This is a genomic window from Deltaproteobacteria bacterium, assembly GCA_011773515.1.
GTDB lineage: Bacteria > Desulfobacterota > Deferrimicrobia > J040 > J040 > WVXK01.
Window position 1 is genome coordinate 7,295 of the sequence record WVXK01000031.1, and the last position, 1,527, is coordinate 8,821.

The following is a 1,527-nucleotide window of genomic DNA, read 5'->3' on the forward strand; positions in this document are numbered from 1 at the left end:
ATTACCCTCGAAGATGTCACGCTCACGGGGCCGGGGGAAACGGACATACTCACGTTTCCGAAGGTGGTCTTCCGTATCAAGCTCAGCGATCTCTTCGGGGAAGCGCCCGTGAGGCTCACCGTGCGGGACCCCCAGGAGAACGACGTAAGCGCCCTTCTTTCGAGAAATCTCACCTCCCTCTCCCTGTCGGGGAGCGACTTCAGCTTCTCCCCCGAAAAGAGGCGGCAGCTTCCCTCTTTTTTCGCCAGGAAGCTGGACTTTACCCTCGATAAGATCGCCGCGGAGGGTTCCGGCCCGATCTCGGTGGACGGCAGGGGAGCGTTTGCGTTCGACTACCTGACGGTAAAGGGGCAGTATGGCATGGACCTGGAAATATCGGGGCTTTCGGGGAAAGTCATCTTCAAGGACCACAGCATCTACTTCAAGGACTGCACCGCGACCCTGCTTGCCTCCACATTCGACTTCGAGGGGACCGTGTCCGACTACCTGGTGAGGGGAAAGAGCTCGGTCGACATAGAGGCAAGGGGGAGAAACATTTCCCCCCTCGTTTCTAACCTTTTGAAAATAAAGCCGGAAAATGAATATAATGTAAAATTGAGGATACGGGGCAATCTCCGTTCCCCGGATATACGAGTCATGAGGCGGTAGGTTGGGCGAGATGCTGATTACCATATGCGGGAAAACCCTTCAGGCCTGGGAGTTCTCGGGAACACCGGGAAAGAGGACGGCTTCCCTGGTGGCCTCATCTGAGATCACAGACGAGGTCTTCTCCCCCGAGGGGGGGGAACGGATCCGTGAATTTCTGCGGTCTTTAAACGGCGGCGACGAGGAGAAGGTGGAGGAGCAGGAGTCACGGTCGCCATTGCTGGAGCTGATTTCCCGGGCAAAGATACCGATGCTGGAGAGGTTTTTCAAGACACTGAACGGGAGCGAACGAAAGAGGCAGCGGGCGGGCTTGCTCATTTCAGACATCGACCTCTTCATCCGGAAGGTGGATCTCCCCTTCGACGACCTGCAGAAGGCCCGCCTCGCGGCGCCGTCCGTCGTCACCACAACGCTGCCCTTCGAGGGGGGAGTCCTGATAGACCTGATACCGCTTCATGCCGGGGAGGGGGAGGGACGGTTTCTCGCCGTGTGCGTCCGGCAGCAGGAGATAGAGCAGCTCGAGGAGGTCTTCTCAAGGGCCGACTTCCTCCTGGAGCAGGTCGTCCCGGGATTTCTGCTTCTGCTCACCTCCCTGGGAAAAGGGGAAAACGAAAACAGGTCGGGCATCTACCTGGACGGCAAGATAGCGGCGAAAGCCAGCCTCGACTGGCACGCGTCGGGCTCGGTGAGAATCATGCCCCTGGCCCTTGTCGAAGAGGAGTTCAAAGGCGAAAAACGGGACCGGGAGATGGTCATCGACATGTCGGGCAAAAACGGGGTTCCCGGAGAGCCCGGGAAGGAGTGGATCCGGGGACTCAATGACGATCTGGTCGATACCTACCTGAACCACCCCGTGCTGTCCGGTTTCAACCTCATCTCCGC

General features: G+C 58.5%; 2 protein-coding genes. Both read left to right on the forward strand.

The features are described 5' to 3' along the window. Positions 1 to 648: hypothetical protein (locus tag GTN70_03630; GenBank protein NIO16079.1), on the forward strand; the 648-nt coding region annotated here is incomplete at its 5' end. A 1-nt stretch (position 649) separates the two neighbouring features. Then, positions 650 to 1,527, forward strand: an 878-nt coding sequence (locus GTN70_03635) for a hypothetical protein (GenBank protein NIO16080.1), incomplete at its 3' end; no start/stop codon positions are given.